Source organism: Longimicrobium sp., assembly GCF_048594345.1.
GTDB lineage: Bacteria > Gemmatimonadota > Gemmatimonadetes > Longimicrobiales > Longimicrobiaceae > Longimicrobium.
This window is the reverse complement of sequence record NZ_JBMDXM010000044.1, coordinates 1-20,453: the sequence shown is the minus strand read 5'-3', so window position 1 is coordinate 20,453 and position 20,453 is coordinate 1. Positions and strand designations below refer to the sequence as shown.

At 69.7% G+C, this 20,453-nt stretch carries 19 protein-coding genes; all 19 read left to right on the top strand.

The window, feature by feature from the left end:
- Positions 1-984 precede the first annotated feature (984 nt).
- The 19 genes from ACOJUJ_RS04835 (at position 985) to ACOJUJ_RS04745 (ending at position 19,770) form a co-directional block, all read left to right on the top strand.
- Entirely contained in the window at positions 985-2,004 is a 1,020-nt protein-coding gene (locus ACOJUJ_RS04835) for a YheT family hydrolase (RefSeq protein ID WP_420125717.1), read from the top strand.
- 2 nt (positions 2,005-2,006) lie between these two features.
- On the top strand, positions 2,007-2,405 hold the full coding sequence (locus tag ACOJUJ_RS04830) for a hypothetical protein (RefSeq protein WP_420125716.1): 399 nt from the start codon (positions 2,007-2,009) through the stop codon (positions 2,403-2,405).
- Positions 2,402-3,259: an HD domain-containing protein gene (locus tag ACOJUJ_RS04825; protein ID WP_420125715.1), complete on the top strand. Its 858-nt coding sequence runs from the start codon at positions 2,402-2,404 to the stop codon at positions 3,257-3,259. Before ACOJUJ_RS04830 ends, ACOJUJ_RS04825 begins: the two co-directional genes overlap by 4 nt.
- Before the next feature lie 159 nt (positions 3,260-3,418).
- On the top strand, positions 3,419-3,652 hold the full coding sequence (locus tag ACOJUJ_RS04820; protein ID WP_420125714.1) for an antitoxin family protein: 234 nt from the start codon (positions 3,419-3,421) through the stop codon (positions 3,650-3,652).
- On the top strand, positions 3,624-4,061 hold the full coding sequence (locus tag ACOJUJ_RS04815; protein ID WP_420125713.1) for a type II toxin-antitoxin system VapC family toxin: 438 nt from the start codon (positions 3,624-3,626) through the stop codon (positions 4,059-4,061). Before ACOJUJ_RS04820 ends, ACOJUJ_RS04815 begins: the two co-directional genes overlap by 29 nt.
- A 33-nt stretch (positions 4,062-4,094) precedes the next feature.
- Positions 4,095-4,556: a putative molybdenum carrier protein gene (locus ACOJUJ_RS04810; RefSeq protein WP_420125712.1), complete on the top strand. Its 462-nt coding sequence runs from the start codon at positions 4,095-4,097 to the stop codon at positions 4,554-4,556.
- 67 nt (positions 4,557-4,623) lie between these two features.
- On the top strand, positions 4,624-5,457 hold the full coding sequence (locus ACOJUJ_RS04805; RefSeq protein WP_420125711.1) for an SDR family oxidoreductase: 834 nt from the start codon (positions 4,624-4,626) through the stop codon (positions 5,455-5,457).
- A gap of 176 nt (positions 5,458-5,633) precedes the next feature.
- Positions 5,634-5,912, top strand: a complete 279-nt coding sequence (locus ACOJUJ_RS04800; protein ID WP_420125710.1) for a hypothetical protein — start codon at positions 5,634-5,636, stop codon at positions 5,910-5,912.
- Positions 5,909-6,292, top strand: coding sequence for a clan AA aspartic protease (locus ACOJUJ_RS04795; protein WP_420125709.1), 384 nt, complete (start codon positions 5,909-5,911; stop codon positions 6,290-6,292). Before ACOJUJ_RS04800 ends, ACOJUJ_RS04795 begins: the two co-directional genes overlap by 4 nt.
- 40 nt (positions 6,293-6,332) lie before the next feature.
- The gene (locus ACOJUJ_RS04790; protein ID WP_420125708.1) at positions 6,333-6,845 is read left to right on the top strand and encodes a macro domain-containing protein; all 513 of its coding nucleotides are present in this window, start codon (positions 6,333-6,335) and stop codon (positions 6,843-6,845) included.
- Positions 6,846-6,930: 85 nt separating this feature from the next.
- Positions 6,931-7,323, top strand: coding sequence for a hypothetical protein (locus tag ACOJUJ_RS04785; protein WP_420125707.1), 393 nt, complete (start codon positions 6,931-6,933; stop codon positions 7,321-7,323).
- A 226-nt stretch (positions 7,324-7,549) separates the two neighbouring features.
- The gene (locus ACOJUJ_RS04780) at positions 7,550-9,673 is read left to right on the top strand and encodes a M3 family metallopeptidase (RefSeq protein WP_420125719.1); all 2,124 of its coding nucleotides are present in this window, start codon (positions 7,550-7,552) and stop codon (positions 9,671-9,673) included.
- A gap of 496 nt (positions 9,674-10,169) precedes the next feature.
- The gene (locus tag ACOJUJ_RS04775; RefSeq protein ID WP_420125718.1) at positions 10,170-10,553 is read left to right on the top strand and encodes an ArsR/SmtB family transcription factor; all 384 of its coding nucleotides are present in this window, start codon (positions 10,170-10,172) and stop codon (positions 10,551-10,553) included.
- Positions 10,550-10,909, top strand: a complete 360-nt coding sequence (locus ACOJUJ_RS04770; RefSeq protein ID WP_420125706.1) for a hypothetical protein — start codon at positions 10,550-10,552, stop codon at positions 10,907-10,909. The genes ACOJUJ_RS04775 and ACOJUJ_RS04770 overlap by 4 nt, the downstream gene beginning before the upstream one ends.
- A gap of 306 nt (positions 10,910-11,215) precedes the next feature.
- Positions 11,216-12,409: a TolC family protein gene (locus ACOJUJ_RS04765; protein ID WP_420125705.1), complete on the top strand. Its 1,194-nt coding sequence runs from the start codon at positions 11,216-11,218 to the stop codon at positions 12,407-12,409.
- A complete protein-coding gene (locus tag ACOJUJ_RS04760) occupies positions 12,399-13,616 on the top strand; it encodes an efflux RND transporter periplasmic adaptor subunit (protein ID WP_420125704.1) in 1,218 nt (405 codons plus the stop codon). The genes ACOJUJ_RS04765 and ACOJUJ_RS04760 overlap by 11 nt, the downstream gene beginning before the upstream one ends.
- A gap of 9 nt (positions 13,617-13,625) precedes the next feature.
- Positions 13,626-16,739 (top strand): efflux RND transporter permease subunit, encoded by a 3,114-nt coding sequence (locus ACOJUJ_RS04755; protein WP_420125703.1) that lies wholly within the window; start codon positions 13,626-13,628, stop codon positions 16,737-16,739.
- Between the two features lie 521 nt (positions 16,740-17,260).
- On the top strand, positions 17,261-17,947 hold the full coding sequence (locus ACOJUJ_RS04750) for a hypothetical protein (RefSeq protein ID WP_420125702.1): 687 nt from the start codon (positions 17,261-17,263) through the stop codon (positions 17,945-17,947).
- Positions 17,948-18,111: 164 nt separating this feature from the next.
- Positions 18,112-19,770 carry a hypothetical protein gene (locus ACOJUJ_RS04745; protein ID WP_420125701.1) on the top strand — a complete coding sequence of 553 codons (1,659 nt, stop codon included), beginning with the start codon at positions 18,112-18,114 and terminating at the stop codon, positions 19,768-19,770.
- Positions 19,771-20,453 lie beyond the last annotated feature (683 nt).

Sequence of the window (20,453 nt, the reverse complement as noted above, 5' to 3'; positions counted from 1 at the left end):
CGGCTCCGGGATGCGGCAGAAGATCTCCTTGTAGAAAGCATACTCCTCCGACTTCTTGAGCAGCTCCCACATATGGGAGGGAAGCCGCGACTCGACACCGAACATGTCCTGCTGACGGTGCGCCTCGTTCGGACGAAACACGGTAGGTGCAGGGGCGGCGGGGAGAGGGGGAACGATGTCTAAATCACAATATATCATTGACTTAGGCAATATCCAAGAAGAATCTGCAGAAACCCAAGAGGCTTTTTAGACTGGACTCAAACATAAATTCGCCGCTGGAAAATCGCGAAATCCGCCTTCGCGGATTGTAGCCGCGAGCCCGGAGCGCCGGTAAGCCATGAGCATTCCGAGAGTAGATTTCTCAGTCGCGTACCGGGTTTGGGGCATCCGAATGGTTTAGCGCGGCGCTCCTTCGAAATGACCGGTGGGGGTGGGGGCAATCGGCCTGGGATCCCCCTCCAGTCTGTCATTCCGTGGCCCGGCCCCGCAAATCGATCTCTTCGCGCAACGGGTTGCAGGGCCAAGGCCCGACCTTCCGACTGCTCGAACGCAGACGCGGCAGCCCGCGCCAAACCCGCGGCCACGCCGCCGCCGGACGAGGCCTCCGGTTGCGGACGCGCAGGCGCTTGGAACGCCGCACAGCGCCGGGCCGCCATGTCCGCGGAGGCGGACAGCGTGCCGTCGTTGCCGCGATTTCAATCGCTCCAGAGGGAGCCGGCGGGAACATCTCCCGGCTGCGGACGCGCTGCCGCGTGGAACGCCGCACACACCCGTGCCGCCGAGTCCGCGCAGGCGGACTTTGTGTAGTTGTTGCAGCGAATTTATTCGCCCTTGCAACAGCTTGCGCCTCGTTGCTCGTTGAATCTCCTCGAATCTCCTATCCTCTCCTATCCGCTATCCCCTCGTATCCCCTGATCCCCTCGTATCCCCCCTGTTACGCCTCGCGGGTGGAACCGGGACGGGGCGGTGGGATAGATTGGGTGGATGAGCGACGACGCCTTTACCCCCCGCCCGTTCCACCCCGCATGGTGGCTACCGGGGGCGCACGCGCAGACCATCGCCGGGCGCTACCTTCGCCCGCCGCACGGCGTGCACTACCGCCGCGAGCGGCTGGAGACGCCGGACGGCGACTTTCTGGACCTGGACTTCGCCACCGTCGACGGCGCGCCGGCCGCGGGGGACGACGCGCCGCTCTGCATCGCCGTGCACGGGCTGGAGGGGAGCGCGCAGTCGTCGTACGTACTGGAGACGTGCCGTGCGCTGGCGGAGCACGGCATCCCCACCGTCGCGATGAACTTTCGCTCGTGCAGCGGTGAACCCAACCGCACCGCGCGCTTCTACCACGCGGGCGAAACGGGCGACCTGGCGTTTCTGCTGGACGTGCTCGCCGCGCGCTTTCCGGCCGCCACGCTGCTGGGCGCGGGCTTTTCGCTGGGCGCCAACGTGCTGCTCAAGTACCTGGGCGAGCGCGGCGACGTGTCGCGCATTCGCGCGGCGACCGCCATCTCCATCCCGTTCGACCTGGGGCGCGGCGCCGACAAGCTGGCCGCGTCGTTCATGGGGCGGGTGTACACGCGCCACTTTGTCCGCCGGCTGACGGACAAGTACCGGACCAAGCGCGCCGCGGGCGTGCCGGTGGACGGCGTGGAACTGGACGAGCGGACCATGCGCCGGTGGAGCTCGTTCCGCGACTTCGACGGCGCACTTACGGCGCGGCTGCACGGCTTTGCGGATGCGGATGACTACTACACGCGCAGCAGCAGCGCGGGGTACCTGCACGGCATCCGCGTCCCCACGCTGCTGGTGCACGCCCTGGACGATCCGTTCGTGGACGAGCGCGCCATCCCGCACGGCGTGATCGACGCCAACCCCAGCCTGCACACCGCCTTCACCCCGCGCGGCGGGCACGTGGGCTTTATCGCCGGGTCGCCGCACGCGCCGCGTTTCTGGGCGGAGCGCGAAGCGGCTCGCTTCCTTGCCTCGCGGGTAGAAGTGGGGAGATGAGCGTGGACGAGCCGCTGCGGCAATCCATCCTGCAAAACCGCTTCGTCAACCGCCTGCGCGAGGAGGGGCAGGTGGACGCCGAAGCGTACCGCGCGCTCTGCGAGGCGCTACGGCGGCTGGCGGACGCCTGGCGCGGTGAGCGGATGATCGACAAGGCGCTGGCGCAGGACCTGTACGTGCTGGCGCCCACCACCTTCACCATTGCCGCGCGCTTTCGCGAATCCCCGCGATCCCCGGGCGGACGAGGTGGAAGGGATGGCGATCGAGATCGACGCGCGGGTGCTCGACTGCCTGGCCGGCTGAGCGGGCGCGACCCCCTGCATCGCGCCGGGAGCGAAACATGCGTTAATCGCTGCTGCAATGGCGGTTACATACACTGGACAGAGACGGACCTGAGATGACGGACGTAGTAGACGCGGCGGCGGTAAAATCCACTTTCGGCCGCACGGTCGAGGAGCGCTTTACCAATCGGCTGATGCTGAACAACCCCACGCGCGGCAACGGGACCGTGGAACGCCTGATCGAGCGCATCAATGCCGACGACGAGCTGTACGCGCTGTGGCTTTCCGCGAACGTGAACGCGGTGGAACGGCTGGGGATGACGGACCACGGCCCGGTACACGTAAAGATCGTGATGAACCTGGCCACCAAGCTGCTTCGCGTGCTCACTGACCACGGGGTAACGCCGGGCGTGGTGGCCAACTACGGGATGCGCCCCGAGGACGCTGAGGTTGTGGTCATCATGGCGTCGCTGCTGCACGACGTGGGGATGTCCATCCACCGCAAGGACCACGAGGAGTTCTCGCTGTTCGTGGCGCAGATGAAGCTGCGCGACCTGCTGGAGGGGATCTATCCGCGCGGCCAGGCAACCATCATCCGCTCGGAGATCCTGCACGCCATCATCGGCCACCGTGCGGGCGGCAAGCCCATGACCATTGAGGCCGGGGTGGTGCGTGTGGCGGACGCGCTGGACATGGCCAAGGGGCGGTCCCGCATCGCCATGGAGGCCGAAGGGCCCATGATGAGCATCCACTCCATCAGCGCCGCGGCCATCGAGGCGGTGCACATTGAGACCGGGGTAGAAAAGCCGGTGCGCATCCGGGTGGAGATGAGCAACTCCGCCGGCATCTTTCAGCTGGACCAGCTGTTCCGCGAAAAGCTCTCCGGCAGCGGCCTTGAGCCTTACGTGGAGGTCGAAGCCCTCATCGAAGGCGAAGCCGAAAAGCGCCTGGTCCAGACCGCGTACCGGATCTGAACACTACGGCCGGGATCGGAGCCGAGCGGGCGGAATTGTGCCCTCTCCGCCTTCGCGCCGGCATCTGGTCGTACGCTGGCGCAAAACGAATAAACTGGACGTTGCGTCCGTCGCGTGTTAGGTTTGGCGAACTGGATTTACCCGATCGGAGCAGATTCCATGTCCACTACGCTCTACGCGGTGTTCGACGGAGAAGTCCTGCGACCAGACGAACCTTTGCAGATCGCGCCCAACACCCGCGTGCGGCTCACGATCGAGACGCAGCCGGTCGAGAAACGTCCTCCCAGGTCGTTTCTGGATGTGGCTGAGGGGTTGAACCTGGACGGGCCTCCGGACTGGTCCGCACGGGTGGACGATTACCTCTATGGACCACGGTCGGCCAGTGGGGAGTGAGGTTTTTCTCGACACGGCCTACGCCATCGCCATCAGTTCACCGCGTGATGAGCACCGGCCTCTCGCACGTGAGCTGGCGCGCCGCATTCGTGCAGACGGCACGCGGATCGTCACCACACAGGCGGTCATCATCGAGATCGGGAACGCGCTGGCAAAGGCGCATTTTCGCGCGGTGGCGGTCGACCTCATGGACGTCCTGGAGGAAGATCCCACCGTCGAGATCGTTCCCGTGACGGATGATCTGTACGCCGAAGGTGCGGCGCTCTACCGCACGCACAAGGACAAGGAGTGGGGGATGACCGACTGCCTGTCCTTTGTGGTGATGCGCCGGCGGGGCATCACCGAAGCGCTCACGTCGGATGATCATTTCCGCCAAGCGGGCTTTCGCGCACTGCTCCGCGAGCAGTAGCGGCCTTTGCGTTCGCCGATTAGATACCGCGGGATGCTGACACCGGCCCCGCTCACCATCGTTTCCGGCGGGCAGACGGGGGTGGACCGGGCAGCGCTGGACGTGGCGATGGAGCGGGGGATGCCGATCGGCGGATGGTGCCCGGCGGGACGGCAGGCGGAGGACGGGGCCATCGATCCACGCTACCCGCTGCGCAAAACCCCCTCCGCCAACCCCGCCCAGCGCACCGAGTGGAACGTCCGCGATTCCGACGGCACGCTGCTCCTCGTCACCGGCCCGCCCAGCGCAGGAACGGACCTGACCCGTGACCTTGCGCATCAGATGGGGAGGCCGGTGTTCGAAGCCCGCCTCGACGCGCCCGCCGACTACGCCGCCTTTCGCGGCTGGCTCGCACTCCACAAGATTCGCATGCTGAACGTCGCGGGGCCGCGGGAGAGCGAATCCCCCGGCGTGTACGCGGCGGCGTGCGCCTGGCTGCGGGCCGCGCTCTCGTGATCGTCTTCTCCCGCAAAGCAGTGCCCCTCCGCGTCCGTCGTCCCGATCCACCCGTCCCAATCCATCCGTGCGCGTACTGATCACCGGCGGCGGCGGCCTGCTCGGCGGCGAGCTCATCCGCCAGGCGCCCTCCGGCATCGACGTCCACGCCACCCGCCGCACGTCGCCGGTCCAGGGCGCGATCTCGCATGCCGTGGAGCTTTCGGATGGGGACGCGGTGGAGGCTCTGTGGATGCGGGTGCGGCCGGACTTCGTGATCCACACCGCCTACACGCAGGCGGAGGGCGAGCGCGACGTGTGGCGCGCCACGGAGAGCGTGGTGCGCGCCTGCCGCGCGTCCGGCGCCGCGCTGGTCTACATGAGCACCGACGCGCTGCTGGACGGTGAGTCGTCGCCGTACGCCGAATCCGCGGAGCCGGCGCCGGTGCACGAGTACGGGCGCTGGAAGGCGCGCGCGGAACTGCACGTGCGCGCGGAGATGCCGGAGGCGGCCGTCATCCGCACCTCGCTGATCGTCCGCGCGCAGCCGCCGGACCGGAACAGCGCGTGGGTGGTGGATGCGATGCGCCGCGGTGACCCCGTGCGCCTGTTCACGGATGAGCTGCGCTGCCCAGTGGCGGTGGAGGACCTTGCCGCGCAGCTGTGGGAGGTGGCGCTGCTGCCGCCGGAGCGGCGCGCGGGCGTCTGGCACCTGGCTGGCCCGGAGGTGGTGAGCCGCTACGCGCTGGGTGTGCTGCTCGCGCTGTGGCACGGGCTGGATCCATCCGCCATCATCCCCGCCCTCAGCGCCTCCGCCCCCGCGCCCCGCCCGCGCGACCTGCGCCTGCTCACGACGCGCGCGGACCGCGAGCTGAGGACGCGCGCCTGCCCCGTCAGTGCGGTGCTGTTTCCGCCCCGCTGATCCTCGCGAGCCGCCCGCCACCATCTCCCGCAACCATGCTTGGGACGTGCGATGATGCCCGCTCTCTCCGCGCCGTACTGATTGCGTCACGACGAGCACGGATCGCTGTATCTTCTTTATTCAGTTCAGCTTAGGTGCCGCTTGAACGGAAAATCGGGTGTGATTAGCTTCCCGTCATGATCAAGCCGCGCTACACACTGGACGAGATCGCCCGCCTGGGCGACGCCGCGTACGACCGCGAAGTGGCTCCGCGCGCAGGCGCCGCGGACATGGGCCGGTTCGTCGCGATCGACGTGGACAGCGGTGCGTACGAGATCGACGCCGACGAGGTGGTGGCCACTGACAGGCTGCTGGAGCGAGTGCCCGGCGCCCAGTGCTGGCTGCGCCGCGTCGGCACGCGCTACGCGCATACGTTCGGGCCTCGCATCCAGTTCGAGGCGCGGGAGCCGGCATGATCCGCACGACGGTCAACCAGTGGCTGGAGCCGACGCTCGATCTCACCATCCACGGACCGGACGGCCAACGGGAACGGATGGAATGCAAGATCGACACGGGTTTCGAAGGCGCCCTGACGCTGCACTCCGCCGTCGTTGCCGCGCTGGGCCTTCCCCGCGTCACCCCCGGACGTGCGGTGCTGGCGGACGGCAGCGCGACGACGTTTCCCGTCCACCGCGCGGTCGTGGACTGGGGCGGTGCTCGCCGGCAGGTGAACGTCCACGTCGCGGATTCGGTGTCGCTGCTCGGAATGGCGATGCTGGCCGGGCACGAGCTTCGGGTGGAAGCCATCCCTGACGGCCCTGTGGAGATTACGCCGATAACGAAGCGCGCCGCGTAGTATCGCGGTTCGCAGCGACCTTCTGCATTCGAGACATGCCGTGGCCGTTCCGGAGATCGTGGTGGGGGACCTGCTGGAGCAGCGGGTGGAGGTGATCGTGAACGCGTGGAACCGCAACGTGATCCCGTGGTGGCTGCTGCTGCCGCAGGGCGTTTCGGGGGCCATCAAGCGCGTCGCCGGCCCCGCGCCCTTCCAGGAACTGGCGGCACTGGGGCCCATCCCGCTGGGCGGGGCGGTGCTCACGGGGGCGGGGCGGCTGCGCTACCGCGGCATCATCCACGTGGCGGGGCTCAACATGCTGTGGCGCGCCACCCCGTGCTCCGTGGCCGACTGCGCCCGGAGCGCGCTGGACCTGGCGGTGCGGCACGGCTTTGCCTCCATCGCGTTTCCGCTCATCGGCGCGGGGACGGGAGGGCTGCCGGAGAAGCAGGTGATCGGCATCCTGCACGAAAGCATCGGCGCCCACCCGTACGAAGGGCGCGTGCTGCTGGTGCGCCACGGACGAGGCGTCGCCAGCGGGCTCGCCACGGCGGCCGCGGAGGCGATGGCGTAGAGGCTCGCGTCCAATTGCGGGCGTCGCGGGACGTTCAGACCGGTGGGCTAACCCGCCGGCCTGAACGCGCTTCGGGAGGTGAACGATGGACTTCGCGAAGGTTGAAGACTACAGCCTCTTTCCCTGGCCGGAGCGGCTGTGGTTCGTCATCGCGTTCCTCGTCATCGCCGTCGTTGTGGCGCGCATTCGCCCCGGGTGGCTGGTGGCCCTGTGGGTAGATGCGTGGCTGCTGGCCGTGATGGGAGGGATGCTCTACCTGCCGCACGGCTGGGAGCGTCACGGTCGCCTCCCACTCATCGCGGAGATCGTGCTGGCCAGCGGCATCCCGACGGGGCTAACGACGCTGTGGCTGGCGCGCACCCGCCGGCACCGGCTGCTGGGGATGACTGCCGTGCAGGCACCTGGCGCCGTGGCCGCGTACGTCGCGGGCATCGCGGCCGCGGCGGTGATCATGGAGGCGATCTGGGCGGTGACCTGAAGGCCGAGGCGGCCTGCCACACGATTCTTGCGTCAGGGGACCGCCCTCGCGGGTGGAGTGTACACACGCGGCAATGGCTCTCACTCCCGGGCAGATTTTCCACCGGCCGCGTCGTTTGACGGCGGCCCGCGCACACACCCCTGGACCTGACATGCTGAACCCGGATTCCTTCATCGTACGCACCGGCCTGCTGGTGCTCGCTACCGCCGCCGCCGGCTGCGCCACCATGCAAAACCAGGCTTCAACCCTCGAGGCGTCCGCCGACGCGGCCGCCACCGCGCCCATGCCGGCCGCGGACCCCAACAACCCGCTGCTGGCCGAGTGGACCGGCCCGTATGGCGGCGTGCCGCCGTTCGACAAGGTGCGCGTCGAGCACTTCAAGCCGGCGCTCGAGGCCGCCATGGCCCAGGAACTGGCCGAGGTGGAGCGCATCGCCAACAATCCGCAGCCGGCCACGTTCGAAAACACCATCGTGGCGCTGGAGCGCACCGGGCGCACCTCGGGCCGCGTGGGCACGGCGTACGGCATCTGGAGCTCCAACCTGAACTCGCCCGAGTTTCAGGCCGTCGAGCGCGAGATGGCGCCGCGGCTGGCGGCGTTCAGCGACCAGATCACGCAGAACCAGGCGCTGTTCCGCCGGGTGGAGGCGGTCTACAACTCGCCGCAAAAGGCGAGCTGGACCCCCGAGCAGCAGCGGCTGGCCTGGCGCTACTACACCAACTTCGTTCGCGCGGGCGCCCAGCTGGACGCGGCCAAGAAGGCGCGCATGAGCGAGATCAACCAGCGCCTGGCGGGGCTGTACACCAACTTCAGCCAGAACGTGCTGGCCGACGAGACCAACCAGACCGTCGTCATCGAGAGCGAGGCGGAGCTGGCCGGCCTGCCGCAGTCGCTGCGCGACGCCGCGGCGGCCGCCGCCACGTCCCGGGGAATGCAGGGCAAGTGGGTGATCACCAACACCCGCTCGTCCACCGACCCGTTCCTTACCTACAGCGACCGCCGCGACCTGCGCGAGCGGGTGTGGCGCATGTTCGTGAACCGCGGCGACGCGGGGGCCACGGACAACAACGCCATCATCGCCGAGATCCTGAAGCTGCGGGCCGAGCGGGCCAACCTGCTGGGCTACACCACGCACGCCCACTGGCGGCTGGAGAACGCCATGGCGGGGACGCCGGAAAAGGCGATGGAGCTGATGGAGGCGGTGTGGACGCCGGCGGTGGCGCGCGTGCGGCAGGAAGTGGCCGACATGCAGCAGATGGCCAACGCCGAGGGCGCCGGCATCACCATCGAGCCGTGGGACTACCGCTACTACATGGAGAAGGTGCGCAAGCAGCGGTACGACCTGGACCTGAACGTGGTCAAGCCGTACATGCAGCTTGACCGCCTGCGCGAGGGGATGTTCTGGGTGGCGGGCGAGCTGTTCGGCTTCAACTTCACCCCGGTCACCAACGTTCCGGTGTACCACCCCGACATCAAGGTCTGGGAGGTCACGGACAAGGCCAGCGGCCGCCACGTAGGCCTGTGGTACTTCGATCCGTACGCCCGCCCGGGCAAGCGCTCGGGCGCGTGGATGAACGCGTACCGCTCGCAGGAGTCGTTCGACGGGCCGGTGACCACGATCGTCTCCAACAACTCCAACTTCGTCAAGGGCGCCGAGGGCGAGCCCGTCCTGATCTCGTGGGACGACGCCAAGACGCTGTTCCATGAGTTTGGGCACGCGCTGCACGGCCTGTCGAGCAACGTGAGCTATCCGTCGCTCAGCGGCACGGCGGTGGCGCGCGACTACGTGGAGTTTCCGTCGCAGCTGCTGGAGCACTGGCTGTCGACGCCGCAGGTGCTGCAGCGCTTTGCGGTGCACTACCAGACGGGGCAGCCCATCCCGCAGGAGCTGGTGGACCGCATCGAGCGCACCTCCACCTTCAACCAGGGCTTCGCCACGGTGGAGTACCTGGCCAGCGCGCTGGTGGACATGAAGCTGCACCTGGCCGGCAACGCCGACATCGACCCGCGCGCGTTTGAGCGCGAGACGCTGGCGCAGCTGGGCATGCCGCGCGAGATCGTGATGCGGCACCGCACGCCGCAGTTTGGCCACGTGTTCAGCAGCGACGGCTACTCCGCGGGGTACTACAGCTACCTGTGGAGCGACGTGATTACCGCCGACGCCGCCGAGGCGTTTGTGCAGGGCGGCGGCTACTACTCGCCCGAGGTGGCGCGCCGCCTGCGCGAGAACATCTTCTCGGTGGGCAACACCATCGATCCCGCCGAGGGCTACCGCCGCTTCCGCGGCCGCGACCCGCAGGTAGAGGCGCTGATGCGCAAGCGCGGCTTCGCGCCCCCCGCGTCGCACTGATCCTTTGCGCGTGACAAAAGCGGCCGGCGATCCCCATAGGGGTCGCCGGCCGTTTTCGTTGCGGGGACCATCTTCATACTGAATCCCTACCGCATTCGGGGGAACACCTGTCATTCTGAGGCTGAGGAAGCGCCCGCCGTGGAGCCGCGGCGTCGCGGTGAACCGTGCAGCGCGACCGAGAAATCTCCCACCCCTCGCGCGGAACCCCTCTCCGGGCGACGCCCGGAAAAGCGTGCGAGGGGAAGGATTCTGCCGCCCAGCGTAAAGATTCTTCGGTCGGCGCCAGGGCTTTCAGCAGACCGAAAGTGTGGGGTGGCGCCTCCCTCAGAATGACAGTTGGGCCGGGTTGGGAATCACGAGGCGCTTTCCTCATGGAAGGCTGGCTTCTGATGTCATCGTCGCATGTACCGAACAAATCTGACGATGCGGCTTGACCTTGGCGAAGCCCTGTCATATCATCCAACGCTGATGGATTAGGATGATCCAGGGAACCGGCATGCTCACGACCACGCACGCACCGTCGCTCGCGCTCAAGGCGAAGCTCTTCCGGGGGTTCGCCGACCCGTCGCGCCTCTCCATTCTGGAGGCGCTCCGGGATGACGCGCGCAGCGTGGGCGAGCTGGTGGAGGTGACGGGCCTCTCGCAGTCGAACGTATCCAACCACCTGGCCTGCCTGCTGGACTGCGGGCTGGTCGCGCGCGAGCCGCGGGGCCGGCGCGTGATCTACCAGCTGGCCGACGCGCGCGTGGGCACCCTCCTGGGGCTCGCGGATGACCTTCTGGAGGAGGTGGCGCAGGGCGTGTACGTCTGCCCCCGCTACGAGGCGCCAGCCGGCTCCGCGCCCGTCCCCATCTCACGCAACCGCACGGCGATTCCGTGATTCGCCGCGCTCCTCGCCTGTTCCGCGTCGCCGCGGTGCTCGCCATTCTGGGGATGATCCTGGGCTGGATGGAGATCGCGATGCCCGACGTTCACGACGGGCACGGAACCGCGGAGCCGGAGACCGGCGCCTGGGTTCAGCTTTCGCACGGGCACCCGCCCGCGCCCGCGGAGGCGCCCGAGCACGCGCCCCAGTCACCGCACACCTGCCACTGCGTGCACGCGCACGCTCCCGCGCTTCCCGCGGCCGCCGGCGATTCACAGCTGTCCGCCGCGCGTTACCTTAACCTCGCCTCCACCCAGCGCGCGCCGGCCAGCGTCGCGCCCGAGCCGCACTTTCGCCCTCCCGTCGCGTAAGCCTCAGGCACCGCGGGGCAGCTTCTGCCGCACCCGCTGACGTGCCTGCGTCCACCTTTGGACGCGCCTGACGATCAGACCCATTCGCTTCCATCCGGGACGGCACCCTGCCGCACCCGTGGAACGCGCAACCGTGTCCGTTCAGGGAGGCATCCCTTGTTTCCATCATTCGATCCGGGCCGCCCGCGTCGGCGTGCCCCCAGTCGCCGTGCCTGGCCCATCTTCGCGCTGGCCGCGGCACTGTTACAACTCCCCCTCGCCGTCTCCGCGCAGGAGAGTCCGGCGATCCTCGCGCTGCGTGAGGCCGTGCAGCGCACCAACCCCGAACTGTCCGCCCGCCGCGCCGCGGTGGAAGCGGCACGCGCCCGCGTGGCCGCCACCGGATTTGCCGAGCCGGCGGCGCTCTCCGCCGAGGTGGAGGAGGTGCCGGGCGGCATTGACCTGACCGGCGCCTCCATGCGCGTGGAGGTCGGCCGGGAGTTCCTGGCCGGCGGCCGGCGCGACGCCGCGCGAGCGCTCGCCGCGACGGACGTGCGGGCCGCCGAAGCTTCGCTCATCGCCGCCGGCGCGGCCCTGGACGCGGCCGTGCTGCGCTCGCTCACGGCGGCCGCCGGCTGGTCGGCCATCGCCCGCCGCCTGGCCGCGGAGGACTCGCTGCTCGTGGGCGCGGAAGAGGCGCTGACTGCCCGCTTCTCCGTGGGCGAGGCGCGCTACGTGGACGTGTTGCGGCTCCGCACGGAGCGGCTGCGCGTGCAGGGCGAGCGCGCCGAGTCGCTGGCGGAGGAACGCGCTGCCCGCGTGGCGTTATGGGGGATGCTGGATCGCGTGGACGACGGCGACGCGTTGATCGACGCGGCCATCGCTGAGACCGGGCCGCGCCTGGTCGCCCTCCCGCCGGTTCCCGATCCCGATTCGCTGCTCGCGCGCTCGGCAGCCGTTCTCGCCGCGCAGGTGGCGGTGGAGCGCGCCCGCGCCGCGCGTGGGTTCACCGCGGCGGAGCAGCGTCCACGCTTCGCCGGGGCGGTGGGCCTTCAGCGCTTCGGCGCGGGGGACGGCGGCGGGACGGTGGGGCTTACCCTGGGCGGATCCATGACGCTGCCGTCCACCGCCCGGCGCGCCAACCAGGCCGCGCTCGCCTCGGCCGACGCGGAGATCGCGGCGGCAACGGCGGAACGCGACGCCACGGTCGCCATGGTGCGGGCGGAGCTGGCGGCGGCGCGAGAGCGCTACGAGTCCGCGCGCATCCGCCTTTCCGCCTACGACGCGGCGCTGCTTCGCGGCGCGCGCGAGGAGCGCGAGGCGGCGCTGGCCTCCTTCCGCACGGGCGAGCTGAGCCTGATCGAGCTGCTGGACTTTGAGCGGGCGCTGGCCCGCGCGGAGACGGAGCGCCTGCACTGCCTGCTGGATGCCGCGGACGCCCTGGCCGACCTCTACGCCGCCGGCACCGGCGGTTCCGGCCATGAAGATGCCTCCCGCGCCGGAGGAAATCGTGGCCGATAAATCGATTCCGATGATCCGCCGCGCGCCGGCGCTCCTCGCCCTGCTCGCGGCGCTGCTGGCGCTCCCCGCCTGCGGTGGAGACGCGGGGCCGGAGAAGGGGCAGGCGGAGGAGACCAGCCACAAGGAAGAGCATGCGGAGGGCGGGGAAGACCACGCCGGGGAAGGACGGATCGCGCTCTCCGAGGCTGCCTACCGCACGGCGGGGATCCAGGTGGAGCCGGTCGCCGCGGAAGCCGTCGCCGCCGCCGGCTCCGGCCTGCAGGTGCCCGGGCAGGTGGAGTTCGAGCCGGAGCGGGTGGCGGCGATTTCACCGCGCACGGGCGGACGCATCGAGCGCCTGGCCGTGGTGGAAGGGGACCGGGTGCGTGCCGGGCAGACGGTGGCGCTGGTCAGCAGCCGCGAATACCTGACCGCGCAGAACGACCTGGTGCAGGCCGTCCGCCGCGCGCGCGTACTGGCCGGAACGCAGGACGCGCCCGGCGCCGACGCGCTGGTGGACGCCGCGCGACGGCGGCTGCGGCTGATGGGCGTGGGCGACGGCGCCATCGACCGGGTGGCGTCCAGCGGCGAGATCAGCACCGTGATGCCCGTGCCCGCACCCTTTGGCGGGAGCATCGTGGAGACGCACGTGCTCGCGGGGCAGGCGGTGGAGGCCGGCACGCCGCTCTTCAAGATCGCCGATCTTTCGTCCGTGGACGTGGCGGCGGAGGTGCCGGAGCGCAGCATGCCCCTGCTGCGCATCGGCCAGCGCGCCACCCTCACGCTGGCCGCGTACCCGGCGCTGCGCTTCGAGGGACGCGTGGAGCGGCTGCGCGACCAGCTGGACCCCACCACGCGCACCGTCAAGGCGATCATCCACGTGCCCAATCCCCAGGGTGCGCTGCGGCCCGGGATGTTCGCCAACGTAACGCTGGACGCGCCGGCCGAGGCCGCGCTGCAGACGGCCGGAGCCACGCTGCTCACCATCCCCGAGGCCGCGCTGGTGACCGACGGCGAAGCGCGCTACGTCTTCGTGGAGACGGCGCCGAGGACTTTCGAGCGCCGCGCCGTGCAGGTGGAAGTGCTGAGCGCGCCCGGCTCCACGGTGCCCGCCGTTGGCCGCGTGGCCGTGCGCGCCGGGCTGGCGGCTGGCGAGCGCATCGCCGTTTCCGGCGCGTTCACCCTCAAGTCGGAGATGGGCAAGGCCGGCTTCGAGCACGACCACTGAGGGGCCGCCATGATCGACAAGATGATCGACTGGGCGGTCCGCAACCGCGGCGCGGTGCTGTTCGGCATCCTGGCGCTGATCGCCGCCGGGGTGTGGGCGCTCAGGACGCTGCGGGTGGACGCGTTCCCCGACCTGACGGACGTGCAGGTGCAGGTGCTGGTGGAGGCGCCGGGTCTCTCGCCGGTGGAGGTTGAGCGGCTGGCCACCGCGCCGATCGAGGTGGCCATGGGCGGGCTGCCGCGGGTAACGCAGGTGCGCTCGGTGAGCAAGTACGCGTTCGCCACCGTCACCATCGTGTTCGAGGACGGCGTGGACCTGTACTTTGCGCGCACCCTGGTGGCCGAGCGGCTGCAGGGCGTGCGCGAGTCGCTGCCCCCGGCCGCGGAGGCGGAGATGGGGCCGATGTCGTCCGCCAACAGCGAGATCTACTTCTACACGCTGGAGGGCGGGGACCGGGACGTGATGGAGCTGCGCACCCTCCACGACCGGCTGGTGAAGCCGCAGCTGCGCACCGTGCCCGGCGTGGCCGAGGTGAACTCGTTTGGCGGGCACGTGCGGCAGGTGCAGGTGGTCATCCGCCCGGAGGCGCTGGCCAGCTACCGGCTGACCCTGCACGACGTGGTCACCGCCATCGAAGCCAACAACGCCGTCGCCGCCGGCGGCTACCTGGAACACCGCGACGAGCAGTACATCCTCCGCGGGCTGGGCCAGGCGCTGGGCCCGGAAGACCTGGCGCGGACCGTGATCCGGTCCAACGAGGCCGGCGTCCCCGTGCTTGTGGGCGACGTGGCGACGGTGGGCTACGGCGCGGAGCTGCGGCAGGGCGCCGTCTCCCGCGATGGCCGCGGTGAGGTGGTGACCGGCCTGGTGCTGATGCTGCGCGGCGAGAATAGCCGCGAGGTGGTGGGGCGCGTGCGCCAGCGGGTGGAGGAGATCAACCGCTCGCTGCCGGAGGGGGTGCGCGTTCGCCCCTACTACGACCAGACGGAGCTGGTGAACGGGACGCTGCACACCGTCCAGCGCAACCTGCTGGAGGGCGGCTTTCTGGTCATCGCCGTGCTGCTGCTCTTTCTGGGCAACGTGCGGGCGGCGCTGATCGTGGCGCTCACCATCCCCTTTTCGCTGCTGTTCGCGTTCCTGGGGATGCGCTGGCTGGGCCTCTCCGCCAACCTGATGAGCCTGGGCGCCATCGACTTCGGGATGATCGTGGACGGCTCGGTGGTGATGGCCGAGCACTACGTAAAGACGCTGCACGAGGACGAGGAGCGCGGTGAGCTTCCCCGCGACTACCCCGGCCTGGCGCGGCGGCTGATCGATGCGGGGCGCGAGGTGGCGCGGCCGATCGCGTTCGGCGTGCTGATCATCATGCTGGTGTACGTGCCGATCGCCAGCCTGCAGGGGCTGGAGGGGCGGATGTTCCGGCCGATGGCCATCACCGTCGCCATTGCGCTCTTTGGTTCGCTGGTGCTGGCGCTCGTCTGGGTGCCGGCGGCGGCAACCGTCGCGTTCCGCCGCGGCGCGCAGGAGTCGCGCTACGCCGTGCGGCTCTCCGCCTGGCTGGACCGCCGGTACCGGCCGCTGCTGGGCCGGGTGATGGCGCGCCCCAGGGCGACGCTCGCGTCGGCGGCCGCGCTCTTTGCCGGCGCGCTGCTGCTGGTGCCGGCGCTGGGGACGGAGTTTCTGCCGGAGCTGGACGAGGGGTCGATCGTCATCCAGGCGCTCCGCGACCCCAGCGTGTCGCTTACCCGCTCGGTGGCCATGCAGACGGAGATGGAGCGGACACTCCGCATGTCGCCGGAGGTGAGCACCGTCGTCAGCCGCATCGGGCGCGCGGAAATCGGCAGCGACCCCATGGGGCTGCACCAGGCCGACGTCTTCGTGATGCTGAAGCCCCGGTCGGAGTGGCGGCCCGGCCTTGCCAAGGAGGAGCTGCGGGAGGAGATGGAGCACCGGCTGGGCGAGCGTGTGCCGGGGATGGGCTTCGTCTTTACCCAGCCGATGGCCATGCGGCTGGACGAGCTGATCAGCGGTGTGCGCGGCGACGTGGCCGTGAAGGTCTTTGGGGACGATCCGGAGCGGAACCGCCAGGCCGCGGAGCGCATCGGCGCCCTGATCCGCTCGGTCCCCGGCGCGTCGGAGGTGCAGGTGGAGGCCACGGAGGGGCAGGGGTACCTGAACGTGCGGATGGATCGCGCGGCCATGGCGCGCTTTGGCATCCCCATGGCGGAGATGCAGGAGGCGCTGGAGACGGCGGTGGGCGGGCGCCCCGTGTCGCAGGTGGTGGACGGCAGCTACGCGCTGGACGTGGTGGTGCAGTACCCGGCCGAGCTGCGGACTTCGGTGGAAGCGATCGGCGCCATCACGGTGCCCAGCCCCACCGGCGCGCGCGTCGCGCTGTCGCAGGTGGCCGACATCCGGCTGGAGTCCGGGCCCGTGCAGGTGAGCCGCGAGCAGGCGCAGCGGCTGGTGGTGGTTTCCGCCAACGTCTCCGGGCGGGACCTGGGCGGCTTTGCCCGGGACGTGCAGGCGGCCGTGGCGCGGGCGGACCTTCCGGCCGGCGTGTTCCTGGACTTTGGCGGGCAGTTCGAGAACCAGCAGCGCGCAATGGCGCGGCTCACGGTGGTGGTGCCGCTTTCCATCGCCCTGATCGCGCTGCTGCTGTACGTCTCGCTGCAGTCGTGGACGCTGGCGGTGCTGGTGCTGGCCAACCTGCCGTTCGCGGCCGTGGGCGGGATCGCGGCCCTGTGGCTGCGCGGGCTGCACCTGTCGGTATCCGCCTCCATCGGCTTTATCGCGCTCTTTGGCGTGGCGGTGCTGAACGGGCTGGTGCTGCTGTCCACGGTGCAGCGGCGCCGGCAGGAGGGCGCGTCGGCAGTGGACGCCGCCGTGGCCGGATCGCGCGAGCGGCTGCGTCCGGTGCTGATGACGGCGACGGTGGCCAGCATCGGCTTCATCCCCGTGGCGCTTTCCCACGGCACGGGCGCGGAGGTGCAGCGCCCGCTGGCCACGGTGGTGATCGGCGGGCTGGTCACCTCTACGCTGCTCACGCTGCTGGTGCTGCCGACGCTCTACGCCTGGATCGAGGGCCGGCGGGAGCGGCGGGCCGCGGTGACGACGATCTGATACCGTTTCTCGCAGTTCGTTGTGCAATCAGAGGAACGACGGAAAAACATCACGCGGAGGCGCGGAGGCGTTTTTGGCGTTCCCTCCGCGCCTCTTCTGTTTTCTCCGCGCCTCCGTGTGAAAATCGTTCCCGTCAGTGCACATTGAAATCCGGGAGATGGTATGAGATCGCGGTGGCCGAGTTCTCTGGTGGGGAAAGCCGCCGCGGCGAGCCCGGCGCTGCCCCGGGCGGCGGCTTTCCTGGCCTTGCGCGGAGTTCGGCCAGCGCGGTGAAGATGTCCGGCGTCGTGTGCGGGCATGGATGAAGGCGGACCCGCAAATACGCACGTTGGTCCTGACTGCAGGTTTTCACGCAGAGGGAGCAGAGGAAGCAGAGAAAAGCACGGATTTCTCAGCCAGTTCTCAGTTTCCTCTGCTTCCTCCGTGTGCCGGGTCTTTTACGGATTCCGAGATGAAACCTCCGGGGCCGTTTGTGCGAAAGGGGGAATGGACGACGACGCGGACGCCGCACGGGAGGATGGATGGATTCGGAGAGGCTGCCGCTGCTGGAGCGGTGCAGACGGGGGGGCTACGCGTGGCTGAACCGGCGCGTACGGCAGGTGGAGGCGTGGGCGCGCAGGACCGAGCTGCGCAAGGGCACGCGCGTGGAGCTCCATGGCGTCGGCGTCGTGCTGGCGCGCGGAGATGCGGCGGGGACCGGTGTCTGCCTGGAGAAGGTGCAGGCGGCGCTGGACCTGGTCGCGCGGCACGATCCGCGGTCGCTGCAGGCGATGCGCGGCCACTTTAGCGGCATTCTGGTCTGGAACGGGGTACACGCCGCCAACGGAAGCTACCTGCACCCCGAGCGGCTGTGCATGCTCAACTCCCGCTACGTCCGGGCGGAGGAGACCGAGCCCGCGCGCATCGCCATGACGCTGATCCACGAGCTGACGCACGCAAAGCACTTCAGCCGCGGGCGGCCGCTCGCCGGCGTGCACGCGGAGTGGCTGTGCATCGGCGCCGAGCTGGCCTTTATCCGCAAGGTCCCCGGCACGGAGCACCTGCGCCGGGGCGCGGCCCGGCGCCTGGAGCGGCGGCCGGACTTCTACTCGCGCGAGGCCGAAACGCAGCGGGGGATCGCGGACCTGGAGGCCCGGGGTGCCCGCTGGTCGGTGGCGTTCCTGCGCTTTCTGCAGCGGCGGCGGGAGCCGGCGCGGCCGGGCCGGTGACCTGCCTCCGCATGGATGGCGCGGGATGGTGCGCGTGACGGCGCATCCCGCGCGACGACGGGGCCGGTCTTGCAGGCCCGTGCCGGCGGCGCGAGTTTTCAGGAAACCTTTCATGGACGGCCGTATCTCCCCCCTGAGCGACTGACAACGTGGCATTTTCGACGATGAGGCGGCTGGCCGCGGGGCTGGCGTGCCTGGCGCTGTTTTCCGCGTGCGGGGACGGAACCGGGCTGGACGATGAGCGGGTGGCCGCGATCATCAAGCCCGTGACCCCGATGTTCCTGCTGGACGCCCCCATCGGCGGGGTGCTGAGGGAGATTACGGTGGAAGTCACCGACTCCATCAACCGTCCCGTGATCGGCGTGGTCGTCCACTGGCGCGCCAGCCACGGCGGCTCGGCCACCCCCGCGTCCAGCGTCACGGGACCCACGGGGCTGGCCACGACGGACTGGACGCTGGGGCTGACGGCGGGGGAGCAGATCCTCACGGCCAGCGTCACGGGGCTGGCCACGGGGCAGATCATCGCGCAGGCACGGCCCGGGGCTCCGGCGGTGATCAAGCTTTCGGCGGATTCGCTGCTGATCGGCGCGGTGGGCGAGGGGCAGCGCGTGGGCGTGACCATGCGGGACGTGGGGGACAACCCGACGAGCGCCACCATTCACTGGTCGGATCCGTCGGGCGGACTGGTGCGGGTGGAGCGCATGAGCACGCCGGGCGACACCTTCATGATCACCTCCCGCGGCGTGGGAAGCACGGAGCTGGTGGCGGAGGCGGGGTCGGCGCGCGCGACGATGCGGGTGCGCACGCCGGCGTTCACGTTCGTCACCACCGAGGCCGAGCGCAGCTGCGGGATCGTCGCCACGGTGCCGTACTGCTGGGGAAACAACACCTCCGGCGCCCTGGGCGACGGCACCGAGGTGAACCGCCCCGGGCCCGTGCGGGTGAGCACCTCGGCGGCGTTCTCGCGGCTCGCCATCGGCCGATACTTTGCCTGCGGGCTGACGGCGACGGGCGCGGCGCAGTGCTGGGGCGCCAACCCGTACGGCGAAGTGGGCGCCGGCGACGAGGCGCCGCGCCACCTGACGCCGCAACCGGTGGCGGGCGGGCACACCTTCACCGCGCTGAGCGCGGGGCAGAACTCCGCCTGCGCGCTCACCACGGCGGGCCAGGCGTACTGCTGGGGCGCCAACTACCAGGGCGAGCTGGGGCGCGACACCCTCACCGACAGCTGCGGCGGAAGCCAGGTGCCGCGCTGCTCCAGCGTTCCGCTGGCGGTTTCGGGCGGGCTGCGGTTCACCCGCATCAGCGTGGGGGAAAACAATCACGTCTGCGCGCTTACCGCGGCCGGCGAAGCGTGGTGCTGGGGGCAGAACGCGCACGACCAGCTGGCGACCAGCGCGGCGCCGGACCGCTGCGCGCTCGATCTGCCCTGCCTGCGCGCCCCGGTGCGCGTGGAGACGGCGGCGGCGTTCACGGAGATCGTGGCCGGGTTCAACTACACCTGCGCGCTGGACGCCGCCGGCGCCGCCTGGTGCTGGGGCCAGGGCTTTGGCTCGCGCCCCGCGCCGGTCCCCGGCGGCCTTGCGTTGACGCAGATCGACGCGGGGGCGCGGGCCGTGTGCGGCCGCACGTTCATCGGCGAGGTGTACTGCTGGGGGAGTTCGCTGGGCACCACACCGCTTCTCCGGAGCCCCGTGCAATCGCGCGTGCAGTCGATCAGCGTGGGAGAGGCGCTGATCGGGGGCGCTGGTGTGCGTGTCTGCGGCATCATGATCGGCGGCGTCGGGGCGGAGTGCTGGTCCGCCGGCTCCTCGCAATCCTGATCGCGCGCGACTGAGCGTCCACCGAGCCGCTACGAGAATCCGCCACTCTGCCTTCATCCGAGGCGGGGCGGCGGTTTCGCGTTTCGCTGGATTCGCAAAAGAATGGGTCTCACACGGAGTCAACGGAGTCAACGGAGTCAACGGAGTTTCACGTGGCGATTCCGCGTGCTCTCACGGTTCGACAAACAGAATGGGCCTCACACAGAGTTAACAGAGTCAACAGAGTTTTTCTCGTGCCGTTTCCTCAGATCCCAAGGTGCGGAGCCAGGCTTCCCAGGTGTCGGGTGCGGGTGAAGCGGTCGACGAGGCAGGGTCTTTTGTAAGGCTTTCGGAAACGGGAAGTGGATGGAACGCGGCACGGGGCCATGAGAATTTTTTTGAGAGAGGTGGCAGATCGGTGGATGACTTGCCAAGCGCACGAAATGATGTCGATCGCACCACCTGATGCGCGATCTGGAGAACGATCGGCCAACACCGCGGCCGAGGTGCACCGGACGGTTGGCGGATGGCGGGATGGATACGGCTCCGGTCATCAGGCGCTCTTTTTTTCTAGCGTAGCAGAAGTGACCGGAGTAAACTAGAGGTCGAGCGCAGGCCAGCTAGCAAAGCTCTCGACTTGGAGGGGTGGATGGCTAGACGGAGCTCACGGCCATCAGCGACGCGGGAAGAGTCGCTGGAGCCCG

Coding starts and splice junctions, on each gene's coding strand:
- ACOJUJ_RS04745 (WP_420125701.1), top strand. CDS start 18,112: ATGAGGCGGCTGGCCGCGGGGCTGGCGTGCCTGGCGCTGTTTTCCGCG.
- ACOJUJ_RS04825 (WP_420125715.1), top strand. CDS start 2,402: ATGACGGACGTAGTAGACGCGGCGGCGGTAAAATCCACTTTCGGCCGC.
- ACOJUJ_RS04775 (WP_420125718.1), top strand. CDS start 10,170: ATGCTCACGACCACGCACGCACCGTCGCTCGCGCTCAAGGCGAAGCTC.
- ACOJUJ_RS04810 (WP_420125712.1), top strand. CDS start 4,095: ATGCTGACACCGGCCCCGCTCACCATCGTTTCCGGCGGGCAGACGGGG.
- ACOJUJ_RS04785 (WP_420125707.1), top strand. CDS start 6,931: ATGGACTTCGCGAAGGTTGAAGACTACAGCCTCTTTCCCTGGCCGGAG.
- ACOJUJ_RS04835 (WP_420125717.1), top strand. CDS start 985: ATGAGCGACGACGCCTTTACCCCCCGCCCGTTCCACCCCGCATGGTGG.
- ACOJUJ_RS04815 (WP_420125713.1), top strand. CDS start 3,624: ATGGACCACGGTCGGCCAGTGGGGAGTGAGGTTTTTCTCGACACGGCC.
- ACOJUJ_RS04750 (WP_420125702.1), top strand. CDS start 17,261: ATGGATTCGGAGAGGCTGCCGCTGCTGGAGCGGTGCAGACGGGGGGGC.
- ACOJUJ_RS04780 (WP_420125719.1), top strand. CDS start 7,550: ATGCAAAACCAGGCTTCAACCCTCGAGGCGTCCGCCGACGCGGCCGCC.
- ACOJUJ_RS04820 (WP_420125714.1), top strand. CDS start 3,419: ATGTCCACTACGCTCTACGCGGTGTTCGACGGAGAAGTCCTGCGACCA.
- ACOJUJ_RS04795 (WP_420125709.1), top strand. CDS start 5,909: ATGATCCGCACGACGGTCAACCAGTGGCTGGAGCCGACGCTCGATCTC.
- ACOJUJ_RS04755 (WP_420125703.1), top strand. CDS start 13,626: ATGATCGACAAGATGATCGACTGGGCGGTCCGCAACCGCGGCGCGGTG.
- ACOJUJ_RS04800 (WP_420125710.1), top strand. CDS start 5,634: ATGATCAAGCCGCGCTACACACTGGACGAGATCGCCCGCCTGGGCGAC.